Source organism: Mycobacterium sp., from assembly GCF_050701675.1.
GTDB lineage: Bacteria > Actinomycetota > Actinomycetes > Mycobacteriales > Mycobacteriaceae > Mycobacterium.
Genome location: NZ_JBOGDD010000131.1, coordinates 1 through 7,537 on the forward strand (window position 1 = coordinate 1; position 7,537 = coordinate 7,537).

The following is a 7,537-nucleotide window of genomic DNA, read 5'->3' on the forward strand; positions in this document are numbered from 1 at the left end:
CGACGGCGACCGGCCACGCGAATCCCCATCCGATGAGTATCGCGACCAACATGCCGGCGAGCGCCGCGACGCTGCCGACCGAGAGATCGATACCCGCGGTGAGGATCACGACCGTCATGCCGATCGCTACGATCCCGGTCAGACTGGACTGCTGCAACAGGTTGGCGAGGTTCTGCCTGCTCAGGAATTGCGGCGCGACGATCGCCGCGACGACGAAGAGTGCGATGAAGATGAACAGCAGATTGAACCGCACGATGACGTTCTGCCGCCGCGATCGCGCGGCAACCGCGGTACCGGACGGCGCAGCGCCCGCTGGTTCACCGGATGCGGAATCCTGAAGCAGATCAGTCATTGTCGATTCTTCCTGTGACGACGGCACGGGCGATATCCGCCGTTGGGGTGGTTGCGGGGTCGTAGACCGCGACGTTTCTGCCCTCGTGCATCACCCAGACGGAGTCGCAGTTGTCGGTCAGTTCGCTCAGTTCACTCGACGCCAGCAGCACGCCGACACCCGCGTCGGCGAGTGCGCGGACCTGTTCGAAGAGTTCTGCCTTCGCGCCGATGTCGAGTCCGCGCGTCGGTTCGTCCAGCAGCAGCACGTCCACGCCGCGTGCCATCCATTTCGCCAGGACCACCTTCTGCTGATTGCCACCGGACAACTCGCCGACGGCCTGACTCAGGTCGGCGAACTTGACCCCGAGGCTCTTCAGCGGTTGGGCGGTGGCCCGCCGAGCCGCGGCCAGCGGGTTGAAGCTGAACGCGGGCAACGCGGCGATACCCGCGTTGCGCAGGATGGACTGTTGCAGGAAGAGCCCTTGGCTCTTGCGGTCTTCTGGCACCAGACCGATTCCCGCACGCACCGCGGCTCTCGGCGTCATCCTGGTGATCCGGCGCCCGCACAGGAGCACGTCGAGGCTCGCGTGCTTGTCGCCGAAGATCGCCGCCAGCAGCGTCGACCGCCCAGATCCGCCAAGCCCGGCCAGTCCGATGATCTCGCCAGGCCTGAGAACGATATCTGACACGTCGATGACTCCGTCGATGCGCACCGACCGAATGTCAAGGAGATTGCCTGTTGCACTGATGGATTCACGTTGGCGCGACGATCCCGGCCCAAGGTCGCGGCCGATCATCGCCGAGACCAGCTCGTCCTTGGACGTGTCGGCGAGCTCGAACACGCCCACCGTGCTGCCGTCCCGCATGACCGTCGCGCGGTCGCCGATCGCCTTGACCTCGTCGAGTCGGTGGGAGATGTAGATCACCGACTTGCCGTCCGCGACCAGTTCCTTGATCACCCGGAAGACCGCGACCAAGTCGTGGTCGGTCAGCGTCGCGCTGGGTTCGTCCATCACGATGATCCGAGCATCGGTGGTGAGCGCCTTGGCAATTGCTGTCAGTTGTTGATCGGCCACCGGCAGGGTTCGCACCACGGCGGTCGGTGCGAACTTCCCGCCCACCCGCGCGATCGCAGCCGAGGCCAACCGGTCGCGCTTGCGGCGGGAGACGAGCGGTCCACGGCGGGGCTCGTGGCCCAGGAACAGATTCTGTGCCACCGTCATGTCTGGGATGAGGTCGAGTTCCTGGTAGATCGTGTTGATGCCGGCCCGCACACCGTCGTTGGGGCTGGTGAAGACGACGTCCGTTCCGTCGAGCACGATGCGCCCCGAATCCGGCGCGTACGAACCGGAGAGGATCTTCATCAGCGTGCTCTTGCCCGCCCCATTCTCCCCCAACAGGCAATGCACTTCACCCTTGGCGACCTCCAGCGAGGCCTTGTTGCACGCGATGGTCCCTGGGAACGACTTCACGATCTCCAGCATGCGCAGCGCGGGTGACGCCCCGGCCTGCGGAGGATTGCCCGGCTCGGCGGAGTGCTCGTCGTAGGTGGTGGTCACGTCAATGCTCCAGGACGGCTTGCGCCGTTTGTTGATCGGTGATGAGCACCGAGCAGACACCACTGCTCAGCGCCGCGGTGATGACGGGGACTTTGTGAGCTCCGGCGGCCACCGCGATGGCACAGTTCGACTTCTTCAGATCCTCGAGGCTGAGGCCGACTGTCCGAGAGTCGATTTCGGGATGCGCGATCTCCCCTTCGATACTGATGAAATGGGCAAGCACGTCGCCGCAGGCGCCGGCGTCCTGAAGTTGTTTCAGTTCGGTCGGGCTGACCGCCCCAGACTCGACGAGCACCGAACTCGGCCCGAGCGCACCCAGCGAGAACAGCAGCGCGTCTGCCTTGCGCCCACGCGAGAGCACGTCGTCGACGAAACCCTCACCGTAGAGCGCGTCCCGAGTTCCCGTGCGTTCCACGATCGCCGGCACCGGGAGCAGGGTGGCGCGCCCGTCGCCACCATGCGCGATGCTCATTGCGATGTGTGCCGCCGTGGTGGGTTTCACCGAGCGACTCACGCCGCCGTTGATCTGGATGACCTCGATGCCGCTGGTCCATCCCTCGGGCAGCACGGCGGCGATTCGCTCCAGGGTGTTACCCCAGGACACCCCCAGCGTGGAGATCCAGCCCGCGTTGGCCCTCAGGTAGTTTGCCGCTGCGGTGGCGATGTGGTCGTCGCCGGAGGCGGAGTGGTCGTGTCCCGGCACGACGACGCATTCACGCAGACCGAACCTGTGTCGCAGCCCGGCCTCGAGTTCGGTGCGACGGGCCTGGGGGTGCACGATGGTGATCTGGACGATGCCCGCTGCCCGCGCCTCGTCGAGGAGGCGGCCCACCTTCCATCTGGTCAGATGCAGTTGACGTCCGATGTCCTGCTGCGTGCGGCCCTGCTCGTAGTAGCAGTGCGCGACCTGGAGCAACAGCTCACTATGCGCTTCGTCACGAACCTTGGTCATCAGAGGCTCACCGCACCAGAGGAATTCATCTGCACCCGACTGGCACGCTCGACACTGTCGTGCATGAGCGGCCGCAGCGCCGCAGTGAGTCGCTGGTAGTCGACGTAGGTCTCCTCGTAGACCGCGACGCGTGCGGGATCGGGCTCCAAGATCTTGACCCGAGGGGCGAACAGGCGCGCACCGTCATCGAGACTGGGCACGATGCCCGCGCCCGTCGCGGCGATCGCCGCACAGGCCCGCAGCGTGAGGTTGTCTCCGACGACGAATTCGGCCTGCCGCCCAAGGACGTCGACGGTGATCTGCTGCCAGAGCGCATTCTTCTCGATGCCGCCGGAGAAGACCAGGCGCTCACAGCTCACCCCGGACCGTTCGAACGACTCGATCACGCTCCGTGTGCCGCAGGCCACCGCCTCGACCATCGCCCGGTACAACTCGGCCTTCGTCGTCCCCAGTGCAAGCCCGATCACCGCACCGCGCAGCCGGGCGTCTCGATGCGGGGTGCGGTTGCCCATGAAATAGTCCAACGCGCGCAACCCGTGCGCGGCGGGATCCACCTCTGCCGCCTGGTCGATCAGCGTCTTCAGTTCGTGGCGAGGAACCCCCATGATGCCCTCGCCGATCCACTTCAACACCGAGCCGCTCGCAACCTGACCGCCTTCGACCAACCACTTGGAGTCGCGCAAGGCGCGCGGATACGGACCCCACACCTCGCTGGTCCAGGTGGGGGCGTCGACCTCGGCGACTATCGCCGACGAGGTTCCCGAGACGAGTGAGACGAGCCCGTCGGCGTCGCCGCAGGCCAGCAGGGAAACGTGTGCATCGATCCCGCCGACTGCGACGATTGCGCCCGCATCGATGCCCAGATCCGCTGCGGCCGTGGCGCTGACGACGCCCGCGGTCCCTCCCACGGGGACGATGCGGTCCGGCAGCTTCGCGGCGAGGTCGTCGACCCCCAACGCGGCGTACAGCTCCTCGGGGAACCGCCGGGCCAGAGTGTCGTAGTTGTACTTGCAGACGGCATTCATCTGCGAACCGACCCACTGTCCCGTCAGGCGGAAGGTCAGGTAGTCGATCGCCTCGACGATGCGTGCGGCCCTGTCGTAGACGGGGCGCTCATTGGCCTTGAGCCACATCGCCTTCGGCAACAGCCACTCGGCGGCGTCCGAGCCGCCGGACCATTGCAGGATGTCGTGCTCGGCGGCGAACCGGGCGGTCCGTTCGGATTCCGCCGACGCTCGGGAGTCCATCCACAGGATGGCCGGCCGCAAGGGCATACCCGCCGCGTCGACGATCGCGACGGTCGATGCGGTGGTGGCGGCGGCCACTGCGGTGACCGGCGCCGCCGCCTGGCAGGCCTCGGCGATGAGCAGCTCACGGGTCGCATCCGTGATCGCCTTCCACCATTCGCGCGGATCCTGCTCCGCCCAGCCGGGTTTCGGGAAGTTCGTCGGATAGGGCCGGTGGACGGAGCCCAGCGGCGCGCCGCCTTCCGTGAAGGCCCCGACGCGTACTCCCTCGGTGCCCAGATCGATGGTGAGAAGAATGCCCATGCCTAATTCTGATTGGGGAGGAACAGCACCTTCGACGAGAAGATCGTCCGGTCGCCGAGCTTGCTGATCGTGTCAGGCAGCGCCTCGAGTGGCAACTCATGAGTGATCATGAACTCCCATTTCAGCTCGCCGTTGGCCAGTTTAGCTGCGGCCGTTCGCCACTCGTCTCCGGGGAAGGGCGCCGAGAAGGAATTCCAAGAGCCGTGCAGAGTGGCCTCCTGGCGCATGAACCGGTTGAACGTCTCCTTTCCGAAGGGGACGGGGGCGTGTGGAATCCCGATGAACACGGCATGGCCGAGCGGGCCGGTCAGATCGGCCGCCATGTCGGCGGTGGCAGGCACTCCTGCCGACTCCAAGACGATGTCGAATCCGCGTCCGCCCAGTGCACGGGCCTCGTCGGCGCTCTGGACCGCTTCTGTCGCACCGGCATCGAGCGCCATCGCCGACTTCTCGTCGCTCAGGTCGACCGTGACAATCTGTGCAGCGCCGTGCAGCTTGGCCCACTGCACGCCGAACAGGCCGATGGGACCCGCACCGATCACCAGCACCCGGTGCCCGGCCCGCAACCCCGTCTTCCACAGCCCGTGCAGCGCGATCGCCGCCGGATCGAGCATTGCCGCCGCGCGCGGGTCGATCCCCTTCGGCAGCGTGAGCAGGTTGCCCACCGGCGACACCACGTACTGCGCGTACGCACCGTTGGACCGGCTGCCGAAGTAGTCGTAGTTCTCACACAATCCGAATTCGCCTCTGCGGCAGTAATCGCAGCGCTGGCACGGAATCAGGGGTGGGACCGAGACGAGCTCGCCGAGCTCGAAGCCCGTGACGCCCTCACCGGTCTCCTCGACCCAGCCGGAGAACTCGTGACCGCAGATGATCGGCATCACGTATCCACCGTTGCGGAGCATCCGGGGGATGTCTGATCCGCATACTCCGCACGCCGCCACCTTGAGGAGCACCTCGCCAGGACCGGGGCTTGGCACCGCCGCCTGTTCGACCCGGATGTCACCGGGGGCGTACATCACCGCGGCGGTCATCGAACTCGGCCGGGATCCCTGCGATTCCGGGGCGACGGCCTCGGCAGGGGTGTGAATCGTCATGACTGTTTCTCTCCTAGAGGGGTGGCCGGGTGCAGCAGGTTCGTCAGGCCCCTGCGGCGAATGTCGACGAGCCCACCAGCGACGCTGCCGTGGGTTTGGTGACCAGGCCGGTGCCCGCGTCCACGAACGTCTGAACGGACTCGCCGTGCGCGGCCTTGACGGCGGTCTGGATGGCGAGCTTGCCCTCGGTGTTCGGGTCGTTGAGCGCCGTGGCGACGTATTGGTCACCGTTGGCGATCGCCTTGACGGCTTCCATCAACCCGTCGACGCCGAACACCTTGACGTCGGTGCGTCGATTCTCGGTGAGCACCTGCAGTGCCCCGAGCGCCATGTCGTCGTTCTGGGCGTACACGGCCTTGAGATCGGGATTTGCCTGCAGCAGGTCCTGCATCGCCGTCACGGCCTGCGAACGCACGTAGTCGCAGTACGGGCCGTCGACGACGGTGATATTCGGCTGGGCGGCAACCGCTTCGGCGAAGCCGTCGTGTCGATCGCGGGCAACCGCCCCGCCCGCGTCACCCTGGATCTCCACGATCTTGCCGCCGGCGGGCCCGATGCTGGCGACCGCCTGCTGACCCACCAAGTGGCCCATCGCCTTGTTGTCACGGCCGACGAAGGAGGCAGCGCCCGATTCGACCGGCCGGTCGACGGTGACGACCTTGATGCCCGCGGCCTTCGCCGCGGCCAGCGATGGCGCTACGCCCTTCGGATCGACCGGGTTGAGGACGAGGACCTGGATCCCGCGGGTGATCAGGTCCTGTACGTCGTTGTTCTGTTTGGTGATGTCCCCGTTGGCGTCGGCGAAGTAGAACTCCTGGCCCTGGGCCTGTGCCTCGGCCTTGGCGGCGTCACTGAGCGACACGTAGAACGGGCTCTGCTGGGTGGCCTGGCTGAAGCCGATCTTGACCTTGCCGCTGACGTTCGTCGTTTCCGTTGACGAACCGCCGTCTCCCGGGACGGCACATCCAGCGAAGACCAGTGCCGCCGCACCGCCGATCACCACCGCCGAAATCGCCTTTGAGAACTTCACTGTCGCTCCTTCCACCGGTCCTTCGTTGGACCGCCGTGACGCCCATCACGCTAGGGCGGGCCGAGAGAGCCGGTCAACGGATGCGCATGAATATGCTCATATGCGCAGCAGTTGATCAGAACAGGGCGGCGGATTATTGTGATGACGATCGTCATCTAAAGGAGCCACATGTCCTCAGTACTGATCACCGGCGCGTCCAAGGGAATCGGCCGTGCGATCGCCGTCGAGCTGGCCCGCCGCGGCCACCGCGTGGTCGCCACCGCGCGAAACCCGGACACGCTCAGCGACCTCGACGTGGATCAGCGACTCGCGCTGGACGTCACCGACGCCGACAGCGTCTCGGCTGCGGTCGAGCAGGCGGGCGACATCGACGTGCTGGTCTCCAATGCCGGCGTGATCTTCTACGCCGCCGTCGAAGCCACCCCGCTTGACGAGTTCGCGCTCCTGTTCGAGCGCAACACCCTCGGCGCGCTTCGCGTCGCGCAGGCGGTGCTGCCGGGGATGCGTGCTCGCGGCCGCGGCCGCCTGCTGTTCATGTCGAGCGTCGTCGGGCGCATCGTCCTGCCGCCAGGCGCGGCGTACGCCGCGACGAAGTGGGCCCTGGAAGCGATGGTCGAGGCGCTCGCCATCGAGGTAGAGCCGTTCGGCATCGACACCGCCCTACTCGAGCCCGGCGCGGTCAGCTCGGGGGCGCTCGACGACGTCACCACCTACACGCTGCCCGACGATCCGTACGCCGCGCTGTTGGAGCACCACGGCGGTCGGGACCAGGTGCTCACGCCGGAGGACGTCGCAGCAGCCGTTGCCGACGCCACCGCCGTGAAGAAGCTTCCGCTGCGCGTGCCGATCGGCCCTGGGGCCGAGAAGATCCTCGCGGCCCGCCGAGCGGCGCCCGACGACGTTCCCTTCGCGCCTTAACCGGTGAGGTGCTGGTCGGCGGTGTCGAGTGCGGTGTCGAGGATGTTGAGTCCTTCGGTGATCTCGGCGTCGGTGACGTTGCATGGTGGGACGGCGTG

Annotated in this window: 7 protein-coding genes; 1 reads left to right on the forward strand and 6 read right to left on the reverse strand. The window is 66.7% G+C overall.

Going from position 1 to position 7,537, the window contains the following annotated elements:
* From ACRDUX_RS03950 to ACRDUX_RS03975, 6 genes are all read right to left on the reverse strand, one after another.
* Nucleotides 1–352, reverse strand: a 352-nt coding sequence (locus ACRDUX_RS03950) for an ABC transporter permease (RefSeq protein WP_526411226.1), incomplete at its 3' end; no start/stop codon positions are given.
* Nucleotides 345–1,892 carry a sugar ABC transporter ATP-binding protein gene (locus tag ACRDUX_RS03955; protein ID WP_526411228.1) on the reverse strand — a complete coding sequence of 516 codons (1,548 nt, stop codon included), beginning with the start codon at nucleotides 1,890–1,892 and terminating at the stop codon, nucleotides 345–347. The genes ACRDUX_RS03955 and ACRDUX_RS03950, both read right to left, overlap by 8 nt.
* A 1-nt stretch (nucleotide 1,893) precedes the next feature.
* Nucleotides 1,894–2,844: a sugar-binding transcriptional regulator gene (locus ACRDUX_RS03960; protein WP_526411230.1), complete on the reverse strand. Its 951-nt coding sequence runs from the start codon at nucleotides 2,842–2,844 to the stop codon at nucleotides 1,894–1,896.
* Nucleotides 2,844–4,394, reverse strand: coding sequence for an FGGY family carbohydrate kinase (locus ACRDUX_RS03965; protein ID WP_526411232.1), 1,551 nt, complete (start codon nucleotides 4,392–4,394; stop codon nucleotides 2,844–2,846). The genes ACRDUX_RS03960 and ACRDUX_RS03965 overlap by 1 nt, the downstream gene beginning before the upstream one ends.
* A gap of 2 nt (nucleotides 4,395–4,396) precedes the next feature.
* Nucleotides 4,397–5,491 (reverse strand): galactitol-1-phosphate 5-dehydrogenase, encoded by a 1,095-nt coding sequence (locus ACRDUX_RS03970; protein ID WP_526411234.1) that lies wholly within the window; start codon nucleotides 5,489–5,491, stop codon nucleotides 4,397–4,399.
* 43 nt (nucleotides 5,492–5,534) lie between these two features.
* Nucleotides 5,535–6,521 (reverse strand): substrate-binding domain-containing protein, encoded by a 987-nt coding sequence (locus ACRDUX_RS03975; protein ID WP_526411236.1) that lies wholly within the window; start codon nucleotides 6,519–6,521, stop codon nucleotides 5,535–5,537.
* 168 nt (nucleotides 6,522–6,689) lie between these two features.
* On the opposite strand from ACRDUX_RS03975, the gene ACRDUX_RS03980 reads away from it, so the two are divergent.
* Nucleotides 6,690–7,439 (forward strand): SDR family oxidoreductase, encoded by a 750-nt coding sequence (locus ACRDUX_RS03980; RefSeq protein WP_526411238.1) that lies wholly within the window; start codon nucleotides 6,690–6,692, stop codon nucleotides 7,437–7,439.
* Nucleotides 7,440–7,537: the final 98 nt, after the last annotated feature.

Bases quoted from the DNA above. Each gene is read 5' to 3' on its own strand.
- ACRDUX_RS03960 (WP_526411230.1), bottom strand. From the start codon at position 2,844: ATGACCAAGGTTCGTGACGAAGCGCATAGTGAGCTGTTGCTCCAGGTC.
- ACRDUX_RS03965 (WP_526411232.1), bottom strand. From the start codon at position 4,394: ATGGGCATTCTTCTCACCATCGATCTGGGCACCGAGGGAGTACGCGTC.
- ACRDUX_RS03970 (WP_526411234.1), bottom strand. From the start codon at position 5,491: ATGACGATTCACACCCCTGCCGAGGCCGTCGCCCCGGAATCGCAGGGA.
- ACRDUX_RS03980 (WP_526411238.1), top strand. From the start codon at position 6,690: ATGTCCTCAGTACTGATCACCGGCGCGTCCAAGGGAATCGGCCGTGCG.